This window comes from Streptomyces sp. NPDC046805 (assembly GCF_040645355.1).
In the GTDB taxonomy this organism is placed as follows: Bacteria; Actinomycetota; Actinomycetes; order Streptomycetales; family Streptomycetaceae; genus Streptomyces.
Genome location: NZ_JBEYYC010000009.1, coordinates 154,674 through 179,510, shown reverse-complemented (window position 1 = coordinate 179,510; position 24,837 = coordinate 154,674). Strand labels below are relative to the sequence as shown.

27 protein-coding genes and 1 pseudogene are annotated in these 24,837 nt (G+C 71.3%); 8 read left to right on the top strand and 20 right to left on the bottom strand.

Translation table 11 applies throughout. The features are described 5' to 3' along the window. Positions 1-50 precede the first annotated feature (50 nt). The 6 genes from ABZ910_RS12770 to ABZ910_RS12745 are packed head-to-tail and all read right to left on the bottom strand — an operon-like array spanning position 51 to position 5,351. The gene (locus ABZ910_RS12770) at positions 51-596 is read right to left on the bottom strand and encodes an arginine repressor (protein ID WP_361362728.1); all 546 of its coding nucleotides are present in this window, start codon (positions 594-596) and stop codon (positions 51-53) included. 7 nt (positions 597-603) lie between these two features. Next, complete coding sequence (locus ABZ910_RS12765; protein ID WP_361362725.1) at positions 604-1,800, bottom strand: acetylornithine transaminase; 1,197 nt, start codon at positions 1,798-1,800, stop codon at positions 604-606. Then, positions 1,797-2,723, bottom strand: a complete 927-nt coding sequence (gene argB, locus ABZ910_RS12760; protein WP_361362722.1) for an acetylglutamate kinase — start codon at positions 2,721-2,723, stop codon at positions 1,797-1,799. Before argB ends, ABZ910_RS12765 begins: the two co-directional genes overlap by 4 nt. After that, the gene (gene argJ / locus ABZ910_RS12755; RefSeq protein ID WP_361362719.1) at positions 2,720-3,871 is read right to left on the bottom strand and encodes a bifunctional glutamate N-acetyltransferase/amino-acid acetyltransferase ArgJ; all 1,152 of its coding nucleotides are present in this window, start codon (positions 3,869-3,871) and stop codon (positions 2,720-2,722) included. The genes argB and argJ overlap by 4 nt, the downstream gene beginning before the upstream one ends. Next, positions 3,868-4,896, bottom strand: a complete 1,029-nt coding sequence (argC, locus tag ABZ910_RS12750; protein ID WP_361362716.1) for an N-acetyl-gamma-glutamyl-phosphate reductase — start codon at positions 4,894-4,896, stop codon at positions 3,868-3,870. Before argC ends, argJ begins: the two co-directional genes overlap by 4 nt. A gap of 56 nt (positions 4,897-4,952) precedes the next feature. Continuing rightward, entirely contained in the window at positions 4,953-5,351 is a 399-nt protein-coding gene (locus tag ABZ910_RS12745; RefSeq protein ID WP_361362714.1) for a GtrA family protein, read from the bottom strand. Between the two features lie 262 nt (positions 5,352-5,613). Here ABZ910_RS12745 and ABZ910_RS12740 point away from each other — a divergent pair, with 262 nt between their 5' ends. The 3 genes from ABZ910_RS12740 to ABZ910_RS12730 are packed head-to-tail and all read left to right on the top strand — an operon-like array spanning position 5,614 to position 7,022. Further along, a complete protein-coding gene (locus tag ABZ910_RS12740; RefSeq protein ID WP_361362711.1) occupies positions 5,614-6,075 on the top strand; it encodes a MerR family transcriptional regulator in 462 nt (153 codons plus the stop codon). Then, complete coding sequence (locus ABZ910_RS12735) at positions 6,053-6,493, top strand: carboxymuconolactone decarboxylase family protein (RefSeq protein WP_361362708.1); 441 nt, start codon at positions 6,053-6,055, stop codon at positions 6,491-6,493. The genes ABZ910_RS12740 and ABZ910_RS12735 overlap by 23 nt, the downstream gene beginning before the upstream one ends. Before the next feature lie 43 nt (positions 6,494-6,536). Further along, on the top strand, positions 6,537-7,022 hold the full coding sequence (locus tag ABZ910_RS12730; RefSeq protein ID WP_361362706.1) for a DUF6314 family protein: 486 nt from the start codon (positions 6,537-6,539) through the stop codon (positions 7,020-7,022). 5 nt (positions 7,023-7,027) lie between these two features. Here the strand turns inward: ABZ910_RS12730 and ABZ910_RS12725 are convergent, their stop codons facing one another. Both ABZ910_RS12725 and ABZ910_RS12720 read right to left on the bottom strand, forming a co-directional pair. Next, positions 7,028-7,621, bottom strand: a complete 594-nt coding sequence (locus ABZ910_RS12725) for a histidine phosphatase family protein (RefSeq protein WP_361362703.1) — start codon at positions 7,619-7,621, stop codon at positions 7,028-7,030. 73 nt (positions 7,622-7,694) lie between these two features. Then, positions 7,695-8,132, bottom strand: coding sequence for a GNAT family N-acetyltransferase (locus ABZ910_RS12720; RefSeq protein ID WP_361362700.1), 438 nt, complete (start codon positions 8,130-8,132; stop codon positions 7,695-7,697). Between the two features lie 235 nt (positions 8,133-8,367). On the opposite strand from ABZ910_RS12720, the gene ABZ910_RS12715 reads away from it, so the two are divergent. Then, positions 8,368-8,577 carry a DUF1918 domain-containing protein gene (locus ABZ910_RS12715; protein WP_361362697.1) on the top strand — a complete coding sequence of 70 codons (210 nt, stop codon included), beginning with the start codon at positions 8,368-8,370 and terminating at the stop codon, positions 8,575-8,577. Between the two features lie 22 nt (positions 8,578-8,599). On the opposite strand, the gene ABZ910_RS12710 is transcribed toward ABZ910_RS12715, so the two are convergent. Next, a complete protein-coding gene (locus tag ABZ910_RS12710) occupies positions 8,600-9,856 on the bottom strand; it encodes a family 10 glycosylhydrolase (RefSeq protein ID WP_361362694.1) in 1,257 nt (418 codons plus the stop codon). Between the two features lie 170 nt (positions 9,857-10,026). Here ABZ910_RS12710 and ABZ910_RS12705 point away from each other — a divergent pair, with 170 nt between their 5' ends. Next, complete coding sequence (locus ABZ910_RS12705; protein ID WP_361362691.1) at positions 10,027-10,893, top strand: 3-hydroxybutyryl-CoA dehydrogenase; 867 nt, start codon at positions 10,027-10,029, stop codon at positions 10,891-10,893. Positions 10,894-11,141: 248 nt separating this feature from the next. Continuing rightward, positions 11,142-11,399 (top strand): hypothetical protein, encoded by a 258-nt coding sequence (locus ABZ910_RS12700; protein WP_361362688.1) that lies wholly within the window; start codon positions 11,142-11,144, stop codon positions 11,397-11,399. Here ABZ910_RS12700 and ABZ910_RS12695 read toward each other — a convergent pair. From ABZ910_RS12695 to infC, 10 genes and pseudogenes are all read right to left on the bottom strand, one after another. Then, positions 11,396-11,932, bottom strand: coding sequence for an NUDIX hydrolase (locus tag ABZ910_RS12695; protein ID WP_361362685.1), 537 nt, complete (start codon positions 11,930-11,932; stop codon positions 11,396-11,398). The genes ABZ910_RS12700 and ABZ910_RS12695 overlap by 4 nt on opposite strands. 75 nt (positions 11,933-12,007) lie before the next feature. Beyond that, a complete protein-coding gene (locus ABZ910_RS12690; protein ID WP_361362682.1) occupies positions 12,008-13,348 on the bottom strand; it encodes a transcriptional regulator in 1,341 nt (446 codons plus the stop codon). Between the two features lie 233 nt (positions 13,349-13,581). Further along, positions 13,582-14,563, bottom strand: a pseudogene (locus ABZ910_RS12685) (PP2C family protein-serine/threonine phosphatase). A 285-nt stretch (positions 14,564-14,848) separates the two neighbouring features. Beyond that, a complete protein-coding gene (gene pheT, locus ABZ910_RS12680) occupies positions 14,849-17,362 on the bottom strand; it encodes a phenylalanine--tRNA ligase subunit beta (RefSeq protein WP_361362679.1) in 2,514 nt (837 codons plus the stop codon). Then, positions 17,362-18,483: a phenylalanine--tRNA ligase subunit alpha gene (gene pheS, locus ABZ910_RS12675; protein WP_361362676.1), complete on the bottom strand. Its 1,122-nt coding sequence runs from the start codon at positions 18,481-18,483 to the stop codon at positions 17,362-17,364. Before pheS ends, pheT begins: the two co-directional genes overlap by 1 nt. Before the next feature lie 149 nt (positions 18,484-18,632). After that, positions 18,633-19,769, bottom strand: a complete 1,137-nt coding sequence (locus ABZ910_RS12670) for an ATP-binding protein (protein WP_361362674.1) — start codon at positions 19,767-19,769, stop codon at positions 18,633-18,635. 48 nt (positions 19,770-19,817) lie between these two features. Next, positions 19,818-20,678 carry an RNA methyltransferase gene (locus tag ABZ910_RS12665; protein ID WP_361362671.1) on the bottom strand — a complete coding sequence of 287 codons (861 nt, stop codon included), beginning with the start codon at positions 20,676-20,678 and terminating at the stop codon, positions 19,818-19,820. A 155-nt stretch (positions 20,679-20,833) separates the two neighbouring features. Then, the gene (gene rplT / locus ABZ910_RS12660) at positions 20,834-21,217 is read right to left on the bottom strand and encodes a 50S ribosomal protein L20 (protein WP_100825257.1); all 384 of its coding nucleotides are present in this window, start codon (positions 21,215-21,217) and stop codon (positions 20,834-20,836) included. 109 nt (positions 21,218-21,326) lie between these two features. Then, the gene (rpmI, locus tag ABZ910_RS12655; protein WP_004933563.1) at positions 21,327-21,521 is read right to left on the bottom strand and encodes a 50S ribosomal protein L35; all 195 of its coding nucleotides are present in this window, start codon (positions 21,519-21,521) and stop codon (positions 21,327-21,329) included. A gap of 110 nt (positions 21,522-21,631) precedes the next feature. After that, on the bottom strand, positions 21,632-22,297 hold the full coding sequence (gene infC / locus ABZ910_RS12650) for a translation initiation factor IF-3 (protein ID WP_361362872.1): 666 nt from the start codon (positions 22,295-22,297) through the stop codon (positions 21,632-21,634). Between the two features lie 425 nt (positions 22,298-22,722). Here infC and ABZ910_RS12645 point away from each other — a divergent pair, with 425 nt between their 5' ends. Further along, positions 22,723-23,091, top strand: a complete 369-nt coding sequence (locus ABZ910_RS12645; protein WP_361362668.1) for a DUF1844 domain-containing protein — start codon at positions 22,723-22,725, stop codon at positions 23,089-23,091. Positions 23,092-23,303: 212 nt separating this feature from the next. On the opposite strand, the gene ABZ910_RS12640 is transcribed toward ABZ910_RS12645, so the two are convergent. Beyond that, complete coding sequence (locus ABZ910_RS12640; protein WP_361362665.1) at positions 23,304-24,035, bottom strand: SseB family protein; 732 nt, start codon at positions 24,033-24,035, stop codon at positions 23,304-23,306. Between the two features lie 93 nt (positions 24,036-24,128). Here ABZ910_RS12640 and ABZ910_RS12635 point away from each other — a divergent pair, with 93 nt between their 5' ends. Then, the gene (locus tag ABZ910_RS12635; protein WP_361362870.1) at positions 24,129-24,836 is read left to right on the top strand and encodes a serine hydrolase; all 708 of its coding nucleotides are present in this window, start codon (positions 24,129-24,131) and stop codon (positions 24,834-24,836) included. Position 24,837: the final 1 nt, after the last annotated feature.

Below are 24,837 nucleotides of genomic sequence, written 5' to 3'. Positions count from 1 at the left end.
AGCACCGACCCACCCGGGGGCGCGACGAGCCCCACTCCCGGCGGAGCCGCTCAGTGGCCGTTCTGCGCCAGCCGCAGCAAGTGGTCGGCCAGCGCCTGCCCGCCGGACGGGTCCCGGCTGATCAGCAGCAGCGTGTCGTCACCCGCGATCGTGCCGAGGATGTCCTGCAGTTCCGCCTGGTCGATGGCCGAGGCCAGGAACTGCGCGGCCCCCGGAGGCGTCCGCAGCACCACGAGGTTGGCGGAGGCCTCCGCCGAGATCAGCAGCTCCTGCGACAGCCGCCGCATCCGCTCTTCCTTCGCCGACTCCCCCAGCGGAGCGCGAGGCGTGCGGAAACCGCCCTCGCTCGGCACCGCGTAGATGAGGTCGCCGTCGTTGTTGCGGATCTTCACCGCGTTCAGCTCGTCGAGATCCCGGGAGAGCGTCGCCTGGGTGACGGTCAGCCCGTCGTCGGCGAGGAGCTTCGCCAGCTGGCTCTGCGAGCGCACCGGCTGCCGGTTGAGGATGTCCACGATCCGTCGGTGGCGTGCGGTGCGGGTCTGCGGGACCGCGGGTCCCCCGGCCTGCTCCTGCTCGTGGCCTTGCGCCTGGCTCATCGTCGTCTCATTCTCCGGATCGTCCTTCCCCGCGGGCTGCGTCGAGGATGCCGGGCAGCGCCCGGACGAACGCCTCCGCCTCGTCCTCGCCGAGCGTCAGCGGCGGCATGAGCCGTACGACGTCGGGAGCGGGCGCGTTCACCAGAAGGCCGGCCTCCTGAGCCGCCTGCTGCACCTGCGGTGCGAGCGGCTCGGTGAGCACGATACCCAGGAGGAGGCCCGCGCCCCGGACATGGGCGATCAACGGGTGGTCCAGTGCCTCGATTCCGTCCCGCAGCGTCGCGCTCTGCCGCTTGACGTTCTCCAGCAGCCCCTCGTTCTCGATCGTGTCGAGTACGGCGAGTCCGGCGGCGCAGGCGACCGGGTTGCCGCCGAAGGTCGTACCGTGCTGCCCCGGCCGGAGCAGCTGCGCGGCACGGCCGAAGGCCACCGTGGCGCCCAGCGGCAGCCCGCCGCCGAGGCCCTTGGCGAGCGTGACGACATCGGGCAGGACGCCCTCGTGGGCCTGGTACTCGAACCAGTTGCCGGTCCGGCCGACTCCGGTCTGCACCTCGTCGAGGACGAGGAGGGCGCCGGTGGCGGCGGTGATCGCGCGGGCCGCCTTCAGATAGCCGGGGGGCGGGACGACGACGCCGTTCTCGCCCTGGATCGGCTCGATGACGACCAGGGCCGTCTCCTCCGTCACCGCGGCGGCCAGCGCCTGCGCGTCGCCGTACGGCACATGGGTGACGTCGCCGGGCAGCGGCAGGAACGGGTCCTGCTTGCCGGGCTGGCCGGTGAGCGCGAGGGCGCCCATCGTCCGGCCGTGGAAGCCGCCCTGGGTGGCGACCATGTGGGTGCGCCCGGTGAGCCGGCCGATCTTGAAGGCGCCCTCGACGGCCTCGGCTCCCGAGTTGCAGAAGAAGACCTTGCCGTCGCGGCCGAAGAGCTGGAGGAGCCGTTCGGCGAGGGCGACGGGCGGTTCGGCGATGAAGAGGTTGGAGACGTGGCCGAGGGAGGCGATCTGCCCGCTGACCGCCTCGACGACGGCCGGGTGGGCGTGGCCGAGCGCGTTGACCGCGATGCCGCCGACGAAGTCGAGGTACTCCGTGCCGTCGGCGTCCCACAGCTTCGTGCCCGCGCCGCGCACCAGGGGCAGCCGCGGGGTGCCGTAGTTGTCCATGAGCGCGCCCTGCCACCGCGCGGTCAGTTCCCGGTTGCTCACAACTCCCCCTGCTCGCACGGCTGTCCGTCCGGTTTCTCGTCGGGCACGACCATCGTGCCGATGCCCTCGTCGGTGAAGATCTCCAGCAGGATCGAGTGCTGCACCCGGCCGTCGATGACGCGGGCGGTGTTCACGCCGCCCCGCACCGCGTGCAGGCAGCCCTCCATCTTCGGCACCATGCCGGAGGACAGCTCCGGCAGCAGCTTCTCCAGTTGGGAAGCGGTGAGGCGGCTGATCACCTCGTCGCTGTGGGGCCAGTCCTCGTAAAGGCCCTCGACATCGGTGAGCACCATGAGGGTTTCGGCGCCCAGTGCCGCAGCGAGTGCCGCAGCCGCCGTATCAGCATTGACGTTGTAGACATGCCCGTCGTCCTGACTGCGGGCGATGGAGGAGACGACCGGGATACGGCCGTCGGCGAGCAGAGCCTCGATCGCGCCCGTGTCGATCTCGGTGATCTCGCCCACCCGCCCGATGTCGACCGACTCACCGTCGATCTCCGGCCGGTGCTTGGTGGCACTGATGGTGTGCGCGTCCTCGCCGGTGAGGCCGACGGCGAACGGGCCGTGCTGGTTGAGCAGCCCGACCAGCTCGCGCTGGACCTGTCCGGCCAGCACCATGCGCACGACGTCCATGGCGTCCTCGGTGGTGACCCGGAGGCCCGCCTTGAACTCGCTGGCGATGCCGTGCTTGTCGAGGGCGGCGCTGATCTGCGGGCCGCCGCCGTGCACGACGACGGGCCTCAGGCCCGCGTGCCGCAGGAAGACCACGTCCTGGGCGAAGGCGGCCTTCAACTCCTCGTCCACCATGGCGTTTCCGCCGAACTTGATGACGACCGTCTTCCCGTGGTGCCGGGTCAGCCAGGGCAGCGCCTCGATGAGGGTCTGGGCCTTGGGCAGGGCGGTGTGCTTACGCGTGGTGCTCATGACGAGTAGGCGCTGTTCTCGTGGACGTAGTCGGCGGTGAGGTCGTTGGTCCAGATGGTGGCGGTCTCGGTGCCCGCGGCGAGGTCGGCGACGATGTGCACCTCGCGGTAGCGCATGTCGACCAGGTCGCGGTCCTCTCCGACGCCGCCGTTCTTGCACACCCAGACGTCGTTGATGGCGACGTTGAGCGCGTCCGGCTCGAAGGCGGCCTTCGTGGTGCCGATGGCGGACAGGACGCGGCCCCAGTTGGGGTCCTCGCCGTGGATCGCGCACTTGAGGAGGTTGTTGCGGGCGATGGAGCGGCCCACCTCGACGGCGTCCTCCTCGGTCGCGGCGCCCACCACCTCGACCTTGATGTCCTTGCTGGCGCCCTCGGCGTCCCGGATGAGCTGCTGCCCGAGGTCGTCGCAGACGGCCCGTACGGCCTCGGCGAACTCCTCGTACTCCGGGGTGACTTCGCAGGCTCCCGAGGCGAGCAGCAGCACGGTGTCGTTGGTGGACATGCAGCCGTCGGAGTCGACGCGGTCGAAGGTGACCTTGGTGGCGTCGCGCAGCGCCCTGTCCAGTACGGCGCTGTCGACGTCGGCATCGGTGGTGAGGACGACCAGCATGGTGGCGAGGCCCGGGGCGAGCATGCCCGCGCCCTTGGCCATGCCGCCGACGGTCCAGCCGTCCCGGTCCACGACGGACGTCTTGTGGACGGTGTCGGTGGTCTTGATGGCGATGGCGGCCTTCTCACCGCCGTGCTCGGACAGGCGGCCGGCGGCCGCCTCCACGCCCGGCAGCAGCTTGTCCATGGGCAGCGTGACGCCGATGAGCCCGGTCGAGCAGACGGCGACCTCGGCGGCGCCGATGCCCAGGACGTCGGCGGCCTTCTCGGCGGTGGCGTGGGTGTCCTGGAAGCCCTTGGGTCCCGTACAGGCGTTGGCGCCACCGGAGTTGAGGACGACGGCCGACAGCTGACCGGCCTTGAGCACCTGCTCGGACCACAGGACGGGCGCGGCCTTCACACGGTTGGACGTGAAGACGCCGGCGGCGGCGCGGCGGGGCCCGGTGTTGACCACGAGGGCCAGGTCCGGGTTGCCGTTCTCCTTGATCCCGGCGGCGATGCCCGCGGCCTGGAATCCCTTGGCGGCCGTGACGCTCACGGTGCGACTCCGATCGTGGAAAGCCCGGTGGTCTCGTCGAGTCCGAGGGCGATGTTCATGCTCTGGAGGGCACCGCCCGCGGTGCCCTTGGTCAGGTTGTCGAGGGCGCTGATCGCGATGACGCGGCCCGCGTCGGCGTCGTGGGCGACCTGCACCTGGACGGCGTTGGAGCCGTACACGGACGCGGTGGCGGGCCACTGCCCCTCGGGCAGGAGGTGGACGAAGGGCTCGTCGGCGAAGGCCTTCTCGTAGGCGGCGCGCACGGACTCGGCGGTGACTCCGTCCTTCGCCTTCGCGCTGCACGTGGCGAGGATGCCGCGGGGCATCGGCGCGAGGGTCGGCGTGAAGGAGACGGAGACCCGCTTCCCGGCGGCCCCGCTGAGGTTCTGGATCATCTCGGGGGTGTGCCGGTGCGCCCCGCCGACGCCGTACGGCGTCATCGACCCCATGACCTCGCTGCCCAGCAGGTGCGGCTTGGCCGCCTTGCCCGCGCCGGAGGTGCCGGAGGCGGCGACGATCACGGCCTCGGGTTCGGCGAGGTCCGCGGCGTAGGCCGGGAAGAGCGCGAGGGAGACGGCGGTCGGGTAGCAGCCGGGCACCGCGATGCGCTTGGCCCCCTCCAGCGCGGCGCGGCGGCCGGGCAGTTCGGGCAGCCCGTAGGGCCAGGTCCCGGCGTGCGGGGAGCCGTAGAACCGCTCCCAGTCGGCGGCGTCCTCCAGCCGGAAGTCGGCGCCCATGTCGACGACGAGGACGTCCGGCCCGAGCTGATCGGCGACGGCGGCGGACTGCCCGTGCGGCAGCGCGAGGAAGACGACGTCGTGCCCGGCAAGGACCTGGGCCGTCGTCTCGTCCAGCACCCGCTCGGCGAGCGGCAGCAGGTGCGGCTGCAGCGCACCGAGCCGCTGACCTGCGTTGGAGTTGCCGGTCAGGGCACCGATCTCGACCTCGGGGTGCGCGAGGAGCAGGCGCAGGACTTCGCCACCCGCGTACCCGCTCGCTCCGGCCACCGCCGCACGTACCGCCATGTCACCCTCCTCCTAGATGGCATGACTATACGGTCCGCTGCACGTTTATGCAACGACTATGCGGCCTCGGCGCCCGGCAGCATGATCCAGCGGGACACCACGAAGGTCACCGGGATCGCCACGGCCGAGGCCATCAGCGGGGCGAAGCGGCTCCCGGCGTGCAGCACGTCGACGGCCACATAGACGCCCGCCGTGGTGATCAGGAAGTTGGCGGCATTGGTCAGCGGGAACAGCAGGAACTTCCGCAGGGTGGGCCGGACCCGGTAGGTGAAGCGCGCGTTCAGGAAGAAGGAACCGGTCATGCTGAGCAGATACGCGACGACGTGCGCGACGAGATAGGGCCACCACCTCAGAAACAGCAGGTAAAGGGCGTAGTACGTGGCGGTGTTGATCAGGCCGACCACGACGAAGGTGGCGATCTGCCGGGACATCCGGGGGGTGGGGGTGCTGCGCATCAGGGGAGGGGGTCCTTCGTCCGTTCCGCGGGGATCGTCTTCACCGGAGGGGTCGGTCGTCTTCACCAGAAGGTACGGCCGCTTGTGCATCTCGCAGTAGAGGCGGACCGCGCATGCCTCCGCAAGGCGATGCGCGACGCATGCGCCAGGCCGGTGGCACCGGTCCGGGCCGACGAGCGTTCGCGCAGCTCAGAGGCGCTTCGAGAACCGATCGCCGAGCACGCTTGACCTGGAGCGCGCTCCAGGTTCTACCGTTTCTGTCATGACCAGCGGACAGCCCCTCCCGCAGGACCGGGAACCCACTCTGACCGAACCCACTCTGACCATCGCCCAGGTCGCCGAGCGCACCGGACTCTCGCACGACACGCTGCGCTACTACGAGAAGGCCGGCCTGATCGAGCGGGTCGGGCGGACCGCCGGCAACCAGCGCCGCTACCGGGCGGCGGACCTGGCGTGGCTGGAGTTCCTGCTGCGGCTGCGCGAGACGGGCATGTCGATCGCCGACATGCAGCGCTTCGCACAGCTGCGGAGCCAGGGGGATGTCACGGTCACCCCGACCGGCTGGCGCTGCTGCGCGAGCACCGCGCCGAACTGGCCGACCGGATCCGGGCGCTCAGGCGCAACGCGACCGCACTGGACGACAAGATCCATCACTACGAACGGCTGCTGGACGAACGGCAGCCGGGGACGGACGAGACGGCATGAGCGAGAGCACCACCCGTGACGAGCGTTTCACCCACGGCCTGGAGGTCCTGAAGCGGGTCGACGGCGAGGCCGGGCAGCGGGTCGTCGACTCGCTCGCCGACGTCAGCCCCGAGCTGGGCCACCAGATCGTCGCCTGGGCCTTCGGCGAGATGTACGACCGCACCGAACTCGCCCCGCGCGACCGCCAGTTGGTCACTCTGGGCATACTCACCGCGCTGGGCGGCTGCGAGCTGGAGCTCGACGTCCACGTCAACGCGGCCCTGAACGTCGGCCTCACGCCGGAGCAGATCGTCGAGGCCCTGCTGCACTCCGCCGTCTACGCCGGCGTTCCCCGGGCGCTGAACGCGACCCTGGCCGCGAAGAAGGTCTTCGCCGAGCGCGGGCTGCTGCCGCTCGGTGACGCGCCCGCGCCCGCCGCCGGCACCCAGGGGGCATGAGCGCGTCACCGGGGGCCGAATGCGCGGGCGTAGGGTCGACGGCATGGATGCACCACCCCCGTACGTCGACGAGTTCCGGCCCGTGCCGGACGTGCTGGCCCACCTGGCCGGGCGCTGGCGCGTGGAGCGCACCGTGCTGGACCTGGCGAGCGGCGACGAGGGGCGCTTCGAGGGCGTCGCGGCCTTCGGCCCCATGAGCACCGAGGGCGGCCCCGCGCCCGACGGGGGGTTGCTGTACAGCGAGTCGGGGATGTTCACCTGGCAGGGCGTCGCCCGGCCCGCCGAGCGCACGCTGCGGTTCCTGCCGGGCGCCCGGCCCGGAACCGCGGACGTCCGGTTCGCCGACGGGCGGCCCTTCCACGACCTGGATCTGACGTCCGGGCGGTATGTCACCGATCATCCCTGTGCCGCCGATCTCTACCGGGGCGAGTTCACCGTGCGGGACGCCGACCACTGGCGGTCCGTGTGGCGCGTCGGCGGCCCCGCGAAGGACCTGCTGCTCACGACCGACTACGCACGTGAGTGCTGATCCGGCTACGCGCGTGAGTGCTGATCCGACGCGCTGTCCAGGCGGAGGTTCCAGCGGCCCGCCCACCCGGTGACGCTGCTCGTGGACAGGGGGCGGACGTCGATGTTCCAGTACGTCGAGGGCGGCGCCTTCAGGGCGTAGACCAGGGCGGCGCGGATCACGGAGGGTTCGGCGACGGCGACGATGTGGCCGCCGTCGGCGGCGGGGCGGGTGTCGAGCCAGCCGCCGACGCGGGATATGAACGCCAGCAGCGACTCGCCGCCGTGCGGTGTGGCGCGCGGGTCGGCGAGCCAGGCGTCCACCTCCTGCGGCTCCCGGGCCATCGCCTCGCCGAGCGTGAATCCGCGCCAGCGGCCCATGTCGCATTCCCTCAGGGCGAGTTGGGCCAGTGGGGCGTATCCCAGGGCGTCGCCGGTCGTACGGCTGCGCGGCGTCGGCGAGCAGTAGCGCAGCTCGGCCGCCGCCAGTGGCAGCAACTCCCCCGCGACGCGCTGTACCTCGTCCCAGCCCGCCTGGTCCAGCGGACGGTCATCCTCGAAACGCTCGGCGAGCGGCGCGGAACTGCGCGCCGCGGCAACGAACGTGACCCGAAGTTGCATGCGGTGATGGTGTGCCGCACGCGTATCCGGGTCAAGAGGTGTCGCCACCGCGTCACCGAGTGTGTGTGCACCTTTACCGGTAGAGGTGCACCATCCACTCCTCCGGCCGATCCAGCGGGCCGAAGCCCAGCTTCTCGTAGACCCCGTGCGCGTCGTCCGTGGCGAGCAGGACGCGCGTCAGACCGTACGGTCGCAGGTGCTCGATGACGGCTCGGACCATCGCTGTACCCACCCCCTTGCCGCGCACCGCGGGGTCGACGTACACGTCGGCGAGCCAGGCGAACAGCGCCCGGTCGGTGACCACGCGCGCGTAGGCCACCTGCTCGCCCGAGGCCGTCTCGTACACCCCGAAGTTCAGCGAGGAGGCCGCCGCGCGGTCGTGCTTCTCGCGGGGCCGGCCGGTCGCCCAGTACGTGTCGGTCGACAGCCAGTGGTGGACCCGGTCCACGTCGACGCGGTCGGGGTCGGCGGAGAACTCGTAGCCCTCGGGCAGGTCCGTCGCATCAGTCATGCCGGGATGCTCCCAGGACCGGAGCGCCGGTGTCGATCAGATGGCCGGGGCCGACAGCCGAGGGCGGCGGGCGGGGGCCAGCCGGTTGCAGTCGGACCGGGCGCTGCACACACTGGTGTCATCGGTGCTGCTGCTGGGCGAGCACCCAGGCCGGTCGCGCTTGAACCGACCGCGGCCGTCGTGCTCGTGTGCATCGCCGTCACCCAACGATCTCGATCGCAAGGAGGCCCTGGAGATGCGCGCATCCGTGGGCGACCACCTGGTCCAGCACGGCAGGGTTGTCGGCCAACACGACCATGTCTCCGAAGTCGTCGAAGTGCTGGGCCACGAAGGCGGCCCGCCGTACCGCGTCCGCTTCGAGGACGGCCACGAGGCCGTGATGTCCCCCGGCCCCGACTGCCAGGTCGTACACGAGGAAGTGGAAACCCGAACCTACGAACGGTAGACCGCGCCCTACGAGCGGCAGATCAGCGCGGGGGGTTCGCCGGCTTCTGGTAGTGGTCGGCGAGCACCCGCGCCATCGCCCCGATCGGGTCCTGTGCGACCTCCCGGGCGGCGAAGTAGACGTGCCCGCGCACCTGCGGGTATCCGGCGGCGAACGTGAGATGCCGTGACAGCTCGGCGGGGTCCTGCCAGGCCGCGGGCTGTCCCGCCGCGCCCGCCTTGTACAGCGCCTCACCCACGTACAACCGGGTCGGTGTGCCCTTCGCCGTCTGCGACCACCAGCGCACCAGCTTGGCGTAGTCGGCGAGGTCGTAGCCGATGTGCCAGTACACCTGCGGGACGATGTAGTCGATCCAGTGCTCGCGGACCCACTTACGGGTGTCCGCGTGCAGATCGTCGTACGTCTGCACGCCCGCCCGGGTGTCCGAGCCGAGGGGGTCGCTCGCGAGGTTGCGCCAGACCCCGAACGGGCTGATCCCGAACTGGGTGCCGGGCCGGGTCTTCTTGACGCGGGCGGCGACCTCCTGCACCAGGCTGTCGATGTTGTGACGGCGCCAGGCCGCGCGGTTCGCGAAGTCGCCGCCGTACCGGTCGAACGCGGCGTCGTCGTCGAAGCTCTGGCCGGCGAACGGATACGGGTAGAAGTAGTCGTCGAAGTGGACTGCGTCGACGGGGTAGCGCTCCACGGCGTCGAGCATCGCGTCCTGGACGAAGGCGCGGACCTCCGGCAGGCCCGGGTTGTAGTAGAGCTTGCCGCCGTAGCGCACCACCCAGTCCGGATGCTTGCGGGCGGGGTGGGAGGCGACGAGCTTCGTGAGGTCGGTGTCGTTGGAGACGCGGTAGGGGTTGAACCAGGCGTGCAGCTGGAGTCCCCGTGCGTGGGCCTCCGTCACGGCCGTGCCCAGCGGGTCCCAGCCGGGCGCCTTGCCCTGGGTGCCGGTGAGGTACTGCGACCAGGGCTCGTACGGCGAGGGCCACAGCGCGTCCGCCGTGGGCCGCACCTGAAAGATCACGGTGTTGAGCCGGTCCCGGACCGCCCGGTCGAGGTGGGCGATCAGCTCCTTGCGCTGCTGGGCCGCGCTCAGGCCCGAGCGCGAGGGCCAGTCGCGGTTGGCGACCGTCGCGAGCCACATCCCCCGCATCTCGGTGGCCGCGCGCCACCACGGTGCGCCTGCCCTCCCGGTGGCGTCGCGTAGCCGCGGTGCGGCTGCCGCACCCTGCGGCAGCGCCAGCGTCGACAGCGCGGCCATCACCAACGCCCGGCGTGATACTCGTCCCATCCATGCACCCCCATACGTTCCGGATCCGCACCCTCACGGACCGTGTCCCGCACCCAAGGATGCTCCCACCCACACGATCGATCATCGATACTTGGGGGTAACGTGCACGGTCGGAGCAGGCGCACCCGGAGGCGCCCTGCCGCCAGCAGGAGAACAGCGAAGGGAACGATGTGACGGGTAGCTCGGATATTGCGCGCGTCGGAGTCGTGGGCTGCGGCCAGATGGGAGCGGGCATCGCCGAGGTGTGCGCCCGCGCCGGTCTGGACGTGAGAGTCGCGGAGACCACCGGCGAGGCCCTGGAGATCGGCCGGACCCGGCTGTACAACTCCCTGGCCAAGGCGGCCGAGCGCGGCAAGATCTCCGAGGAGGAGCGGGACGACGCGCAGGCGCGGCTGAGCTTCACCACCGACCTCGGCGAGTTCGCGGACCGCGACCTGGTGATCGAGGCCGTCGTCGAGAGCGAGGCGGTGAAGACGCAGATCTTCCAGGTGCTCGACCAGGTGGTGACCCGGCCGGACGCGATCCTTGCCTCCAACACCTCCTCCATCCCGCTGGTGAAGCTCGCGGTCGCCACCTCGCGCCCGGACCACGTCGTCGGCATCCACTTCTTCAACCCGGCCCCGGTGCAGCAGCTGGTCGAGCTGATCCCGGCCCTCACCACGTCCGAGGGCACGCTCGGCCGCGCCCAGCTCTTCGCCGAGAAGATCCTCGGCAAGCACGCCATCCGCGCCCAGGACCGCTCCGGGTTCGTGGTCAACGCGCTGCTCGTGCCCTACCTGCTGTCGGCGATCCGCATGTTCGAGTCCGGCACCGCGAGCCGCGAGGACATCGACAACGGCATGGAGATGGGCTGCGCCCACCCGATGGGCCCGCTGAAGCTGGCCGACCTGATCGGCCTGGACACCGTGGCCTCCATCGCCAACTCGATGTACGAGGAGTACAAGGAGCCGCTGTACGCCGCTCCCCCGCTGCTCGCGCGCATGGTCGAGGCGGGCCGGCTCGGCCGCAAGTCCGGATCGGGCTTCTACACCTACTGACGGTTCTTGCCTGACGGCTCTCCGCTGACGGCTTTCCGCCCGTGACGGCACGCTGACTACCCTCCGCTACGCCCGTGGGCCCGGCACCAATTTCGGTGCCGGGCCCATCTGTTTCACACACCGTGTGCGCGCCGGGCACGCATATGCCCGTCGCACACGCTCCCCAGGCGTCCACCAGGCGAGTTGACTCCTGATGCGTATGAAAGGGATGCGGACCGTCCCATCCGACTACGGAAAGGAGTGGACCCGTGACCGTCGACCCGGAGCATCCCGTGGTTCACGGAGAACTCGCAGAGTTACGCCGCCGACTCGACGTCGCGTACGCGCGTGTCGAGGGCGGCCTGGCCCTGCTCAGCCACCGCACCGAAGAGACCGCGAAGGAACTGGACGCGCTGAACTCCCGCATGGTCTCGCTGGAACACACACGCTGGCCACTGCCCTCGATCGCCGCGCTCACGACTCTGGGAGCACTCGTCGTGACGATCTGGCAGGCACTGGCCCACTAACCGTCGGCGAGCCTGAGGTGGTGCAGCAGGAGTAACGCAGCCGCCATGTTGGCGGCCGGAACCTCCCCACGGGCGATCATGTCGGGGACGAGCTTGAGGGGGACCCATTCCCGGCGGTCCGATTCGAAGTCGTCCACGGGATGTCCGACGTACTCACCCTCGTCGGCCCAGTAGATGTGGTGCCGGGCGTCGGTGAGGCCGTTGGACGGCTCCACGCTCATGAGATGGTGCAGGGGTCCCGGCCGCCAGCCGGTCTCCTCCTCGAGTTCCCTGGCGGCCGCGCACACGATGTCCTCGCCGTCCTCCACGACGCCCGCGGCCAGTTCCCAGCCCCAGCTGTCCGTGATGAAGCGGTGCCGCCACAGCAGGAGGACCTCGTTCGCCTCGTTGACCACCGTGGCCACCGCGACGGGCCGCAGCCGTATCAGGAAATGGTCGAGATGCCGGCCGTCCGGCAACTCGACATCCGCCAGATTGACGCTGAACCAGCGGTTTTCATACACAGTTTGTTCGTTCTGTTTCGTCCACTGCACGGTTCTGCCACCTTCCGCCGAGTAAGTGGCAATATCGCAGCAGCGACCGCTCAAGGCCTACCGCGTACCCCGGATCTACAGCGGTACGCGCAGTGCCCCGTCGATGAGTTCCGCGGCCTCGGCAGTGCCGGCACAACCGTTGCGTACCAGGTGTTCGCGCACCGCGCGCAGTCGGTCGCGCAACCGCTGGGACTCCATTCCCCGTGCCTGCTCGGCCATCTGCACCGCCGTGGCCACCGCATTGTCGGCGTTGCCCTGGCGGAGTTCGATCGTGCTGAGCATGGCGAGCCGGTGCACGCGGCCCCGGTCGTGGGCCGGGTTGTCCACGGCGGCTGCGGCATGCTCCCGCGCCGCCGCGAGCTCGCCCAGGCTGAGCAGCGCCTCGGCCACCTGGACGTTGACCAGTCCCGGCTGGACATAGCCGGTCTCATCGGGTTCGTGGCCGCGCCGGATACGTTCGGCGGCGGTCTCGGCACGCCGGATGCAGGACAGGGCGCTCGTGCCGTCGCCCAGGTGCGCGTACGCCTTGGCCTGCATCGCGTACAGGTCCGAGCCGAGGGCGGGGGTGATGTGCTTGCCGGCGGCACGCAGCGCGGCCTCCGCGAAGGCGACGGCCTGGCGGTACTCCTTCATGAACAGCACCTGGTTGACCAGCAGCGCGATCACGTACGCCCCGAGTCCCCGGTCACCGCTGGCCTTCGCGAGCCGGAGCGCCTGGTGGAAGTAGCGCTGGGCGAGGCCGTGCGCGTCGGAGTCGTACGCGCAGATGCCGGCGATCGCCACCAACCCGCCCGTGGCCCTGTGCAGTTGGCGGCCCGTCTCGTCGGTGTAGCTGCCGCGCAGCAGCGGGGCCGCTTCGGCGTTGAGGAAGCCGACGATGCGGGTGCGGGTCGCGATGCCGCCGGCCTTGCGGTACATCTGCTCGTAGTGGGTGCGGGCGGCGCGCAGCATCTCCAGGTCGGACGGGGTGACCCGGTGGTGGCCGCCGCGGGAGACGTCCACGTCCTCGGGCGGGTTCTCCCACTCCCACACCGGCATCACGGCGGGCGTGCCGGTGACGGCGGGCGCTCCCAGTATGTGCGGGCGCTGCTGTTCGTCGGAGCGCCACAGGGCGGTGGCCCGCTCGACGAAGCCGGACAGCGAGGTGCTGTGCGGGGCGGAGGGCTCGCCGGGCACACCGAGCCCGATGTCGTCGAGCGTGACGGGCCGCTGCAGGCGGGTGGCGAGCACGTCGCAGATCAGGTCGGGTACCTGGCCGCGGGGCCGCTGGCCCTTCAACCAGCGTGCCACGGCGGTGTGTTCGTAGCGGAGCGCGAGACCTCGTGCCCGGCCCGCCTGGTTGACGTGGGCGGCGAGTCCGGCGTGCGAGATGCCGGCCTCGTCCAGGATCGCGTCGAGCAGAGTGTTGGGCTGCATGGAATGCCCCCGGGTGGCATGGGTGCCGTCGGTGCCGTCAGATTAATGGGTCCGCCTTCACACGGGGTGTGAACGAAGTACGTGCATCCGGGCCGTGCGCGCGCTGTTGCGGGGAGGCCCCACTCGGTTGACTGAAATGCCTCGTCAGAGGCCGGCCGGGCCACCGGCTCCCCCTCGAACAAGTGCGGTGGCCTGGCCGTCGGCTTCGGCCGGGCGACCAAGGGGGGTGGGTGCTATCGGTGTGGTGTCGGCTGCGGGTTCACTGTGGCTGGTCGCGCAGTTCCCCGCGCCCCTGAGGTCGGCCGGTGCCGGCGTTCGTTGCACAGGACCAGGAGGGCGATGTCATCGGTCGGACTGCCTCCCGTGTGGTGGAGCAGAGCTGTGAGGACCGTACCCAGGATCGTCTGGGGATCGTGGTTCGCCTCGGCCAGGACGGTCGGGAGGGAGAAGAACTCACCGCGCGCGTCCCGCGCGTCCTCCGCGCCGTCCGTGAACAGGACCAGGGACTCGCCGGGCAGCAGGTGGCCGCAGCGTACGGCGGCGAGGTCGGCCGGCAGCGGGAACGGGCTCAGTCTCTAGGAACGGTTCGGCGTTGCTGAGGGGGTCGACGCGGGGGCCGCTGAGCAGATACGGCCACGGATGGCCGCAGTTGAGGGCGCGGAGCCGGCCGTCGCGGCGGATCTCCAGGAGCAGTACGGTGACGAACTCCTCGGCGACCGGCCTGTCCGGGGCGCTGGAAGGATGTTCGGCGCGGGCCCGTTCGCGCAGGTGGCGGCCGAGTGCGCGATCCAGTCGGCGCAGTACGGCGCCGAGGTCGGGCTCGTCGTGGACGGCCTCGCGGAAGCTGCCGAGGACGGCGGCCGCGGTGGCGACGGCGGCCAGCCCGTGGCCGCGCACGTCGCCCATCACGACCCGTACGCCGTGCTCGGTGGCTATCGCCTCGTACAGGTCACCGCCGATGGCCGCGCCAGGGTCGGCGGAGAGCTGGGCCGCGGCGACGTCGAGGCCGTCGAGGCGCGGGGACAGGGGCCGCAGGAGGGCGTTCTGCGCGGCGCCTGCGACCCGGCGGGCCTGCCTCAGCTCCTGCAGCAGGGACCGCCGGACGTGGACCATCAGCCCGGTGCCGACGGCGAGGAACACGGCGCTGGTCACGATGCGCGCGCCGAGCCCGTTCTGCTGGGCGAGCGGGCAGCCCAGCTTGTAGGCGACCGCCATACCGCCCCACGCGGTGGACAGTCCCAGGGTGCGCGCGCGTGACGTGCCCGGGGCTCGCCGTCGGGGGGGGTGCCCGCGCCTTGATGTGGATCAGGCCGATGCCCCCATGGAAGCCCTGACACAGCAATCGGACCGGCCCCGAAAGGCCGGTCCGATTCTGTCGACGCCCTGACCCGGCAAGGGCCGGACCGCCGACAGTTCCCACTCGAACGAGTGAGGCTGCCTCAGAGACACCGCATTTATGCAGCTAGCGGCAGGGGCAACGCGCTGAAGGGGCGCGGGGTACTAGCCCCGAAGCACCGCTCCCGTACGCTCCCCCGCGAGGGCGACCGCCGCGTCCCGAGCCGCGGAAGCCTCGTCCACGGTCAGCGTCCGGTCGCCCGCCCGGAAGCGCAGCGCGTACGCCAGCGACTTCTTGCCCTCGCCGAGCTGCGCGGCGTTCTCGTACACGTCGAACAGCCGGATGGACTCGAGGAGTTCACCGGCGCCCTCGCGCAGAGCCGCCTCGACGTCCGCCTGCGGGACCGACTGGTCCACGACCAGGGCGACGTCCTGCGTGGCGACCGGGAAGGTGGAGATGCTCGGCGCCTGCGGGGGGCCGTCGCCGGCCCGCTCCACGGCGTCGAGGTCCAGCTCCATCGCGCAGGTGCGCGCGGGCAGGCCCAGGGCCTTCAGGACGCGCGGGTGCAGTTCGCCCGCGTGGCCCACGACCCGCTCGGTGCCGTCGGCGACGACCGCGAGCTCGGCGCACCGGCCCGGGTGCCACGGCCCGTACTGGCCGGACCGCACGACCAGCTCGACGCCGGCCTCATGAGCCACCGTGCGCGCGGCCTCGATCGCGTCGGCCCAGTCGGCCGGACGGCCCTTGCCCCACCAGCCGGCCTGCTCGCGGGCGCCCGCGAGGGCGACGGCGACGTGGCGCGGCTGCTCGGGCAGCGCGGCGTTGAGCGCGGCGATCTCCTCGTCGGTGGGGCGGCGGTCGACGGGCAGGTGCCCGGCGACGCGCTGCTCCTCGCGCGGCTGGAAGACCAGGCCGGTCTCGAAGAGGGCCAGGTCGTGCGAGCCGCGGCCGTCGTTGCGGCGCAGCGCGCCGAGCAGACCCGGCAGCAGCGACGTGCGGAGCGCGGGCTCCTCGTCGTTGAGCGGGTTGGTCAGCCGGACGACGCGGCGGGCCGGGTCGTCGGCCTCCAGGCCGAGCTGGTCGAAGACCTGCTCGCTGACGAACGGGTAGTTCGGCGACTCGACGTACCCGGCGCCGGCCAGGGCCCGGCCGACGCGGCGGTGCAGCCGCTGGCGGTGGGTGAGGCCGCGGCCCGACGGCAGCTTGGGCAGCGTCGAGGGCAGGTTCTCGTAGCCCTCCAGGCGGATGACCTCTTCGGCCAGGTCGTTCGGCTCGACGAGGTCGGGCCGCCAGGACGGCACGGTGACGATCAGCTCGTCCTGCCCGTACACGTCGCAGCCGATCTCCTGCAGACGCCGTACGACGGTCTCGCGGCCGTAGTCGACGCCCGCGACCTTGTCGGGCTGGTTCGCCGGGATGGCGATGGTGTGCGGACCGGACGGCGTGACGACCTCGGTGACACCGGCCTCGGCGGTGCCGCCCGCGAGCAGCACCAGCAGGTCGGCGGTGCGCTGGGCCGCGGCGGCGGCCGCCTCCGGGTCGACGCCGCGCTCGAAGCGGCGCGAGGCCTCGGAGGACAGCTTGTGGCGGCGGGCCGTGCGCGCGATCGCGACCTGGTCGAAGTGGGCGGCCTCGATGACCACGTCGGTGGTCGCGTTCTCGACGTCGTCGTGGTCGGCGATCTCGGTGTTGGCGCCGCCCATGACGCCGGCGAGGCCGATCGGGCCGCGCTCGTCGGTGATCACCAGGTCCTCGGCGTGCAGCTTGCGCTCGACGCCGTCGAGGGTGACGAGCTTCTCGCCCTCCTGGGCGCGGCGCACGCCGATGGTGCCCTGGACCAGGTTCCGGTCGTAGGCGTGCAGCGGTTGGCCGAGCTCCATCATCACGTAGTTGGTGATGTCGACGGCGAGCGAGATCGGGCGCATGCCGACCTTCTGCAGGCGGCGCTGCAGCCAGATCGGGGAGCGCGCCTCGGGGCTCAGACCGGTGACCGTACGGGCGGTGAAGCGGTCGCAGCCCACGGGGTCGGAGACCTCAACCGGGTAGCCGAACGCGTTCGGGGCCGGTACGTCGATCAGGGCCGGGTCGCGCAGCGGCAGGCCGTAGGCGATGGCGGCCTCGCGGGCGACGCCGCGGATGGACAGGCAGTCGCCGCGGTTGGCGGTGACGGCGATGTCCAGGACCTCGTCGACGAGTTCGAGGAGCTCGATGGCGTCGCGGCCGACCTCGGTCTCCGGCGGCAGCACGATGATGCCGTGGCTGCCGTCTTCGCCCATGCCCAGCTCGTCGCCGGAGCAGATCATGCCGTGGGACGTCTTGCCGTAGGTCTTCCGGGCGGCGATCGAGAAGCCGCCGGGCAGCTCGGCGCCGGGCAGGACCACGACGACCTTGTCGCCGACCGCGAAGTTGCGGGCGCCGCAGACGATCTCCTGGGGCTCACCGGTGCCGTTGGCGGTGCCGACGTCGACGGTGCAGAAGCGGATCGGCTTCTTGAAGCCCTCCAGCTCCTCGATGGTCAGCACCTGGCCGACGACGAGCGGGCCCTTGAGGTCGGCGCCGAGCTGCTCGACGGTCTCGACCTCCAGGCCGGCCGAAATGAGCTTGGCCTGGACGTCACGGCCGGTTTCGGTCGCCGGCAGGTCGACGTACTCCCGCAGCCAAGAAAGCGGGACCCGCATCAGATCTCCATCCCGAACGGCCGGGTGAACCGGACGTCACCCTCGACCATGTCTCGCATGTCTTCGACGTTGTGGCGGAACATCAGCATCCGCTCGATGCCGAACCCGAAGGCGAATCCGCTGTACTTCTCGGGGTCGACGCCGCACGCGGTGAGCACCCGCGGGTTGACCATGCCGCAGCCGCCGAGCTCGATCCAGCCCTCGGACGAGCAGGTGCGGCAGGGCCGGTCGGGGTTGCCGACGGACTCGCCCTTGCAGACGTAGCAGAGCATGTCCATCTCGGCCGACGGCTCGGTGAACGGGAAGAAGTTCGGCCGCAGCCGGGTCTTCATGCCCTCGCCGAACAGCGACTGGACCATGTGGTCCAGGGTGCCCTTGAGGTCGGCCATGGTGAGGCCCTCGTCGACGGCGAGCAGCTCGACCTGGTTGAAGACGGGCGTGTGGGTCGCGTCCAGCTCGTCGGTGCGGTACACGCGGCCGGGGCAGATCACGTAGACCGGCAGCTCGCGCTCCAGCAGGGAGCGGATCTGCACGGGCGAGGTGTGCGTGCGCAGCACGGCGCCGGACTCGGTGCCGCCCTTCGGGCCCTGCACGAAGAACGTGTCCGCCTCGCCGCGGGCCGGGTGGTCCGGGCCGATGTTGAGCGCGTCGAAGTTGAACCACTCGGCCTCGACCTGCGGGCCCTCGGCGACCTCGTAGCCCATGGCCACGAAGATGTCCTCGATGCGATCCGAGAGCGTGGTGAGCGGGTGGCGGGCGCCGGCCGGTACGCGGTCGTACGGCAGCGTGACGTCCACCCCCTCCTCGACCAGGACGCGGGCGTCGCGCTCGGCCTCCAGCTCGGCCTGGCGCGCGGCCAGGCCCTTGTTCACGGCGCCGCGGGCCATGCCGACGCGCTTGCCGGCCTCGGCCTTGGCGTGCGGGGGCAGGGCGCCGATCTCGCGGTTGGCGAGCGCCAGCGAGGAGGCGGGGCCGGTGTGGGCGACCTTGGCCTCGTGGAGCGCGTCGAGGGAGTCCGCGGCGGCGAAGGCGGCGAGCGCCTCGTCCCGCATGCGCTCGATCTCTTCCGGTTTCAACGCCTCGACCTCGACTGGGTCGTACGACTTATTAGGTGCCGACATCTCTTCCCGTGCTTCCGATTGGCTGGCTGATGGTCCCCGTCACCGGCTCGTGGACCAATCCTTGTGGTCCGTCTGGCGTCAGTGGGACACAAAGGTGCCAAAGGCCGAGTCTAACGGGGTTGGAGATTGCGAATGCGCCCGCGGGCTGCTCACGCCATGAAGGCGGGCACGCTCACGGGCAACGTAAATCGGAACTCGGCGCCGCCGTCGGCCGCGCGGCCGACCGTGATGGTGCCGCCGTGGGCCTCGACGATGCCCTTGACGATATAGAGCCCGAGCCCCGTGCCGCCGCGCTTGCTGCCCCGCCAGAAGCGGGTGAAGACGCGGTTCATGGACTCCTCCGGGATGCCGGGCCCCTCGTCGCTCACCGTGACCGACGTGCCGGTGTCCTCTCCCTCGCGGGGGGACGCCGAGGGCGTGATGTCAATGGTGACCGTTCCCTCGCCGTGCCGCACGGCATTTTCCAGCAGGTTGCTGAGTACCTGGTCGACCTTGTCGGGATCGGCCCACAGGGCGGGCAGCGGTTGCTCGATGCGCAGCAGGAAACGGTCGGCGGGCTGCCCCGCGGCGACGTACGCCTGGATGTGCCGGCCGACGGCCGCGCCCATGTCGACGGGCTGGCGGCGCACCTCGAGCCGGCCCGAGTCGATCCGGGAGATGTCGAGCAGTTCGGCGATGAGCCGGGTGACGCGGCCCGCGTCGGCGTCGACGGTCTCCAGCATGAGCTGCTTCTGGTCGTCGGTGAACCGTTCCCATTTGGCGAGCAGCGTGGCCGTGAACCCCTTGACGGAGGTGAGCGGCGAGCGCAGCTCGTGGGCGACGGTGGCGATCAGCTCGGCGTGACTGCGCTCGGTGCGGCGGCGGGCCTCGGTGTCGCGCAGGCAGACGACGACGCGCCGGACGGGCCCGGTGGGCTCGCTGCGGACGTATCGCGCCGAGACGAGGACCTCGCGGCCGCCGGGCAGCAGCAGGTTGCGCTCGGGCTGGCGCACCCGGATGGCGAGGCCGCCGTAGGGATCGGTGAGCTGCCACCAGCGCCGCCCCTCCAGGTCCTCCAGCGGCAGGGCCTTCTCCAGGCGCAGACCGAGGGCGTCGTCGGGGGACAGGGCGGTGATGCGGGCGGCCGCCGCGTTGAAGCAGACGACGCGGCCGTGCTCGTCCGCGACGACCAGACCGTCGGGCAGCTCGTCGGGGTCGATGCCGAGTCCGGCGGGATCACCGTGCCGGGGCGCGGGTACGCACCGCACGCCTCGCCCTTCCGGCGCACCGCTCGTGCCCACGCTCATCCCCGTACCCCACCCTTCAGTCACCGGGGTCCCGAGCTGGTCACCCTACTAGCTCTTGGTGACAGAGCGGCACCCTCCGGAGGCACGCTGTGCACGGGCCGACGCGTAGAGGCATACGGCGGCCGCGGTGGCGAGGTTCAGGCTCTCGGCCCTGCCGTGGATGGGGACGCGCACGACGGCGTCCGTCAGCGCACGGGTCTCCTCCGGGAGCCCCCAGGCCTCGTTCCCGAACACCCAGGCCGTCGGCCCGCCCATGGTGCCCTTGTCGAGCTCGTCGTCGAGGTCGTCCGTGCCGCACCCGTCGGCGGCGAGGATGCGCACACCGGCGGCCTTCAGGCCCTCGACGGCCCGATCGACGGGGACGCCGACGGCGACCGGCAGATGGAAGTGGGAGCCGACGGAGGCGCGTACGGCCTTGGGGTTGTAGAGGTCGACGGAGGCGTCGGTGAGGACGACCGCGTCGGCTCCGGCGGCGTCGGCGCAGCGCAGGACGGTGCCGGCGTTGCCGGGGTCGCGGACGTTCGCCAGGACGGCGACGAGCTTCGGCCGGGCGGCGAGGATGTCCTCGAAGGGGGTGTCGAGGAACCGGCACACCCCGACGAGCCCCTGGGGCGTGACGGTGGTGGAGATGTCGGCGACGACCTCTTCGGAGGCCAGATGCACCCGGGCGCCCGCGCCGCGGGCCTCCCCCACGATGTCGGCGTACCGCTCGGCGGCCTCGACGGTGGCGAACAGCTCGACGAGGGTGGACACGCCGTCGACCCGGTGCGCGGCCGCCTCCCGCACGGCCTGCGGCCCCTCCGCGAGGAACAGCCGCTCCTTCCCCCGGAAGTTCCGCTTGGCGAGCCGACGCGCGGCGCTCACGCGCGCGGAGCGGGGAGAGATCAGCTCGGGGGTGGCGGGGGCCATCAAAAGTCACCTCAGCTTTGTCCCGTCACGGCGGCGATCAGCCACGACGGTGGATTTCGACGGTGGCAGACATCGCTGCACCACACAACAGAACGGACCCGCGGGCCGAAGCCCACGGGTCCGTACAGTCACGTCGGCCTGGAGCCGGCGCAGCGTCACGCAGCCTTGGGCGCGTTGACGTCCGCCGGCAGCGCCTTCTGCGCGGCCTCGACCAGCGCGGCGAACGCGCCGGCGTCGTTGACGGCCAGCTCAGCCAGGATCTTGCGGTCGACCTCGATGTTCGCGGCCTTCAGACCCTGGATGAAGCGGTTGTAGGTGATGCCGTTGGCGCGGGCAGCGGCGTTGATGCGCTGGATCCACAGCTGACGGAAGTCGCCCTTGCGCTTCTTGCGGTCGTTGTAGTTGTAGACCAGCGAGTGGGTGACCTGCTCCTTGGCCTTGCGGTACAGGCGCGAACGCTGACCGCGGTAGCCGGAGGCCTGCTCGAGGATCGCCCGGCGCTTCTTGTGGGCGTTGACTGCCCGCTTGACGCGTGCCACTTTTTTAACTCCTTGTAGCGGGGCCGTGGAGTGGACTCAGACTCACACGACCCGGAAATGATTGGGTCCCGGTCAAGACGTACGGCGCTCGGTGTGAGCGCCGCTCACGTCACTTGCCGAGAAGCTTCTTGATCTTCGCGGCGTCGCCCGGGGCCATCTCGGCGTTGCCGGTGAGGCGACGCGTCACGCGGGACGACTTGTGCTCGAGCAGGTGGCGCTTGCCGGCGCGCTCACGGAGCACCTTGCCGGAGCCGGTGACCTTGAAGCGCTTGCTGGCACCGCTGTGCGACTTGTTCTTCGGCATAGCGCCGTTCTCTCCTCGTCGGTGGCGCTCCTGTGCCCGGTCGCGAAACCGGGCACGGTGGAGCGTCGCTCTTGTATCGGTTACATCCTGGGGACTCGCGTCCCCCGGGATCACGCCTCGGCGGAAGCCTCGGCAGGGGCCTCGGCGACCTCGGTCTCCGCAGCGTCCTCGGTGCCCGCGGCGTTCTGCGAGCGGCCGGGGTTGGCCTTCGCCTCCGCCTTGCGGGCCTCCTGCGCCTGACGGGCCTCGGCCATCGCCTCGGTCTTCTTCTTGTGCGGACCGAGGACCATGATCATGTTGCGACCGTCCTGCTTCGGGTTCGACTCGACGAACCCGAGGTCCTGGACGTCCTCCGCCAGGCGCTGCAGCAGTCGGTAGCCCAGCTCGGGACGGGACTGCTCGCGACCACGGAACATGATCGTGATCTTGACCTTGTCGCCCTGCTTGAGGAACCGGACGACGTGACCCTTCTTGGTGTCATAGTCGTGCGGGTCGATCTTCGGCCGGAGCTTCATCTCCTTGATGACCGTGTGCGCCTGGTTCTTGCGCGCCTCACGGGCCTTCATGGCCGACTCGTACTTGAACTTCCCGTAGTCCATGAGCTTGCACACGGGCGGACGGGCGTTCGCCGCGACCTCGACCAGGTCCAGGTCGTACTCCTGCGCAAGCTCCAGGGCCTTGGCAAGCGGCACAATGCCGACCTGCTCGCCGCTGGGACCGACGAGTCGCACCTCGGGAACGCGAATCCGGTCGTTGATGCGGGGCTCGGCGCTGATGGATCCTCCTCGGTAAGCACCACGCGACGGCCTGGCGGACAGCCGCGTAACGTCTTGTATTCGTTAGACCTAACCGCGCCGGTGCACGAAAAATGCCCCGGACGATCACAGGCGGGGCTCCTCGAACTACCGGAGCACCGCCGCGAATATCGCGGGGCGCGCTTTCGGACGGATCACCGTCGCCAGGACGGGACCGTCTGACCGGTGACCCGCCGCCCCAAGGGCAGCCAGGTGGGAGTTCGAAGCCTCCACTTGTGGGCCGGGCTCGCTCGCCGCTTGGCATACGCGTCCGGCCGGTCGTCCCACAAGGCTAGCAGCATCCCAGGTCCACGGCCAATCGAGGCCGAGGGTGACCCGAGGGGCCGCCCCCGCGCGCACGCGGGGCGGGTGGGGGCGTGTCCCCCGCTGCGCCTATCGTGTGGACCATGAGTGAGACCTCCCCCTCCGGCTCCCCCGAGCAGCCCGACTACGACGAGATGACCCGCGACATCGCCGAGGTCCCCGCCGTCGAGGTGATCGTGACCGTCGCCGTCAACCTGATGAGTGCCGCCGCCGTGAAGCTGGGGCTGACCGAGGACGGCGAGAAGCACAAGGACCTGGACGAGGCCCGCAAGCTAATCACCTCGCTCGCCGGTCTGCTGGACGCGAGCACGACCGAGATCAGCTCGTTCCACGCGGCGCCGCTGCGCGACGGCCTCAAGTCGCTGCAGCTGGCGTTCCGCGAGGCGTCGCTCGTCCCGGACGAGCCGGGCCAGGGACCGGGCGAGAAGTACACGGGCCCGGTCTACGGCTAGGGTCTTTCGTTTGGATCAGGCCGGATCAGGGAGCGGGGTCTGGTGCGTGCAGCTGCAAGGCGGAGGAGGGCGTCGACGCGATGGGGGTCCCCCCCTGCTCGAGCGCAGCCGAGAGCTTGGGGGAGTCGGCAACCGACGACAACGCCGCAGATGTGCGCACCAGACCCCGCGAGCCCGGCCTGATCCAAACGAGAGACCCTAGATCCTCGGCCTCAGCCTCGTACGTACAAGGGCTCGCCCGGAGGCGTGGTCCCGGCCGGCAGCAGTGCCAGGTCGAGGCCGCGCACCAGGCGGGCCCTCAGCGTGTCGTCGGCCGCGAGGCGCTGCGCCACGGCGCGGGCGGCCTCGGCGGGGGCGGCGGCCCGGTCGAGGACGAGGGCGAGCGTGCCGTCGGCCTGGCCGGGGCCGAGGTGGGCACGGAGCACGGCCGGCTCGGCGGCCACGGCGGCGCGCACCGCTTCGACGACGGCCGGGTCGGCGAGCGGGTCGGTCGTCGTACGGCCCTCGGCGAGCGCCAGCAGCGCGGGTCCGGTGAGCTCGAACGGCACCGGCCCTGCCATGTCCAGCACGACCGTGTCCGCCTTCTCGTGCGCGGCGGCCTGCAGCGCCTGGTGCAGGGGTACGGCGACGGGGCGGGCCTCGGGATCCCAGCGGGCCAGCGACTCGGTGGACGTGAAGGCGGGCAGCGCGGTGCGGGGTCCGGCCTTCAGGGTGGGTACGGCCATGTCGCTGGTCTTCTCGCGGCGCAGCCCGTTCTCGTCCTCCTCGACCTCGCCCAGCACGGCCACCACGGGGACGAGCAGCCGGGCGCCCTTGAGCGCCTCCAGGACGTGGCCCACGGCGGTGCGGTCCTCGGCCCAGGCGGCGAGCGCGGCGCTCAGCCGGGGGTCGGCCGAGCCGTCGTCGTCGGAGAAGCCGGAGTCGGGGATGTTCTTGTTCGCCACGGTCACCGACCCTATAGGGGAGCCGCCGGTGGACCGGTGCGGCCCCTGGGAGGTGCGCCGAGAGTGAAGCGGGACGAGCTGCTGGGCAGGGCGATGGAGTCGGTGACCGTGCCGTCGGGCGCGAGGGTCTCGGCGGCGGTGCGGGACCTGGCCTCCGGCGCGGGCGCCGCCTACGGCGACGGCGCCTTCGACACGGCGAGCGTCGTCAAGGTCGGCATCCTGGCGGCCCTGCTGCTCCAGACACAGGACGCGGGCCGGTGCCTCACGGCGGCCGAGAAGACATACGCCACGGACATGATCGGGCGCAGCGACAACGCCTCCGCGACGGCGCTGTGGCACGTCATCGGCGGGGCGGCCGGCCTCGACGCGGCGCACCGGCGCCTCGGGCTCACCCGGACCACGGCCGGCGGCGACGGGCTGTGGGGGCTGACCCGGACCACGGCCGCCGACCAACTCACCCTGCTCCAGCACGTGTTCGGGGACGACTCGCGGTTGGAAGCGGCCTCCCGGGAATACGTCCGGGAGCTGATGGGCGCCGTCGAGTCCGGCCAGCGCTGGGGCGTCTCGGCCGCGGCCGACGGCTGCGCGTCGGCCCTGAAGAACGGCTGGCTGCCGCGCAGCACGACCGGGCTGTGGGTCGTCAACAGCATCGGGTGCGTGACGGTGGACGGCACCGGCTACCTGGTGGCCGTGCTCTCGAACGGCAGCGCCTCGCTGGAGGACGGCGTCTCGCTGGTCGAGGCGGCGGCGCGGGCCGCCGTGTCGGTGTTCGCCCCGGGCTCGGCGCGCCCGGCCGGGTAGG

What these genes read in the sequence shown, in the direction of transcription:
- ABZ910_RS12770 (WP_361362728.1), bottom strand. Translation starts at nt 596, where the DNA reads ATGAGCCAGGCGCAAGGCCACGAGCAGGAGCAGGCCGGGGGACCCGCG.
- argB (WP_361362722.1), bottom strand. Translation starts at nt 2,723, where the DNA reads ATGAGCACCACGCGTAAGCACACCGCCCTGCCCAAGGCCCAGACCCTC.
- argC (WP_361362716.1), bottom strand. Translation starts at nt 4,896, where the DNA reads ATGGCGGTACGTGCGGCGGTGGCCGGAGCGAGCGGGTACGCGGGTGGC.
- ABZ910_RS12745 (WP_361362714.1), bottom strand. Translation starts at nt 5,351, where the DNA reads ATGCGCAGCACCCCCACCCCCCGGATGTCCCGGCAGATCGCCACCTTC.
- ABZ910_RS12740 (WP_361362711.1), top strand. Translation starts at nt 5,614, where the DNA reads ATGACCAGCGGACAGCCCCTCCCGCAGGACCGGGAACCCACTCTGACC.
- ABZ910_RS12735 (WP_361362708.1), top strand. Translation starts at nt 6,053, where the DNA reads ATGAGCGAGAGCACCACCCGTGACGAGCGTTTCACCCACGGCCTGGAG.
- ABZ910_RS12730 (WP_361362706.1), top strand. Translation starts at nt 6,537, where the DNA reads ATGGATGCACCACCCCCGTACGTCGACGAGTTCCGGCCCGTGCCGGAC.
- ABZ910_RS12725 (WP_361362703.1), bottom strand. Translation starts at nt 7,621, where the DNA reads ATGCAACTTCGGGTCACGTTCGTTGCCGCGGCGCGCAGTTCCGCGCCG.
- ABZ910_RS12720 (WP_361362700.1), bottom strand. Translation starts at nt 8,132, where the DNA reads ATGACTGATGCGACGGACCTGCCCGAGGGCTACGAGTTCTCCGCCGAC.
- ABZ910_RS12715 (WP_361362697.1), top strand. Translation starts at nt 8,368, where the DNA reads ATGCGCGCATCCGTGGGCGACCACCTGGTCCAGCACGGCAGGGTTGTC.
- ABZ910_RS12710 (WP_361362694.1), bottom strand. Translation starts at nt 9,856, where the DNA reads ATGGGACGAGTATCACGCCGGGCGTTGGTGATGGCCGCGCTGTCGACG.
- ABZ910_RS12690 (WP_361362682.1), bottom strand. Translation starts at nt 13,348, where the DNA reads ATGCAGCCCAACACTCTGCTCGACGCGATCCTGGACGAGGCCGGCATC.
- pheT (WP_361362679.1), bottom strand. Translation starts at nt 17,362, where the DNA reads ATGCGGGTCCCGCTTTCTTGGCTGCGGGAGTACGTCGACCTGCCGGCG.
- pheS (WP_361362676.1), bottom strand. Translation starts at nt 18,483, where the DNA reads ATGTCGGCACCTAATAAGTCGTACGACCCAGTCGAGGTCGAGGCGTTG.
- ABZ910_RS12670 (WP_361362674.1), bottom strand. Translation starts at nt 19,769, where the DNA reads ATGAGCGTGGGCACGAGCGGTGCGCCGGAAGGGCGAGGCGTGCGGTGC.
- ABZ910_RS12665 (WP_361362671.1), bottom strand. Translation starts at nt 20,678, where the DNA reads ATGGCCCCCGCCACCCCCGAGCTGATCTCTCCCCGCTCCGCGCGCGTG.
- rpmI (WP_004933563.1), bottom strand. Translation starts at nt 21,521, where the DNA reads ATGCCGAAGAACAAGTCGCACAGCGGTGCCAGCAAGCGCTTCAAGGTC.
- ABZ910_RS12645 (WP_361362668.1), top strand. Translation starts at nt 22,723, where the DNA reads ATGAGTGAGACCTCCCCCTCCGGCTCCCCCGAGCAGCCCGACTACGAC.
- ABZ910_RS12635 (WP_361362870.1), top strand. Translation starts at nt 24,129, where the DNA reads ATGGAGTCGGTGACCGTGCCGTCGGGCGCGAGGGTCTCGGCGGCGGTG.